The following is a 1,156-nucleotide window of genomic DNA, read 5'->3' on the forward strand; positions in this document are numbered from 1 at the left end:
TTCAGTTTTATCGTTTAGAAAAGGATCTACTTTCTTGAATTGATGGACATGTAGTACCAGAAAGTGGCCATCATCCAAAAAACGAAAATGAGTTCATCTTCTCATAGGTAGCCATGAAAAATGAACTCATTTTATATCTATCAATATTTTTTATTGATTAACTGAGAACCTGCCTGATAATATACTTTCATTACCTCTTTTGGAACCATACTCCCTCCAGTTCCCCATACTATATGAATACCTTGGTTCAATTTTTTTGTTAAGTCATTATTTGTTATATATCTTTGTCCTTCTTTAAACAATTTGATTGGCCCAATCATACCCGCTAATGCTGATGGTTCCAACTCTATACCCTCTGTATCTACTAACCCTTTTAGTAACTTATATAGGTGATTATCGCTAATTGTATATATACCACTTAAAAATGGCTCTATTGTTTTACCTACAAATCCAGATGCTCTTCCCACCGCAAGTCCATCTGCATCTGTTTTATTGTCAATTCCAAAATCTTGCACGGAGATTCCATCATGCAATCCTGTCATCATACCTAATAGCATACAAGGAGAATGAGTAGGTTCTGCAAAAAATACATGCGCATTATCACCATACATTAACTTTAAACCAAACGAAACACCACCTGGACCTCCACCTACTCCACATGGCAGATAAACAAATAGAGGACAAGACTCGCCGATTTTTATTTGAAATTTCTCTAATTGTGTATGTAAGCGCGCAGCGGCTACAGCATAGCCTAAAAATAAATGCCTTGAATTTTCATCATCGATAAAATAACACATCGGATTCTTATCAGCTTGTTTTCTTCCTTCTTCTACGGCTTTACTATAGTCCGCTGTATATTCTATAACATTAACTCCTTTACCTCGAAGTAAATCTTTTTTCCACTTTTTCGCATCTGCTGACATATGAACAGTCACATTAAAGCCTAACTTCGCACTCATAATACCAATACTTAAACCTAAATTTCCAGTGGAACCCACAGTAATAGAATAGTTTGAAAAGAAATCCTTGAACTTTTCACTATCTAGTCCCTATGGTTAACTTTAATGTAACAGAACATTAATTACATTATCACGATCTAAAAATATTGCCTTCTTTTTCGTCAAGTTACGCTCTCCTTACCTACATATTTTCTATC

Annotated in this window: 1 pseudogene; it reads right to left on the minus strand. The window is 34.9% G+C overall.

Going from position 1 to position 1,156, the window contains the following annotated elements:
* Window positions 1-140: 140 nt before the first annotated feature.
* A pseudogene (gene dsdA / locus VJ786_RS16565) lies at window positions 141-1,034 on the minus strand (D-serine ammonia-lyase); the annotation flags it as partial.
* Between the last annotated feature and the right edge of the window lie 122 nt (window positions 1,035-1,156).

This window comes from Sphingobacterium tenebrionis (assembly GCF_037126265.1).
Taxonomy (GTDB): domain Bacteria; phylum Bacteroidota; class Bacteroidia; order Sphingobacteriales; family Sphingobacteriaceae; genus Sphingobacterium; species Sphingobacterium tenebrionis.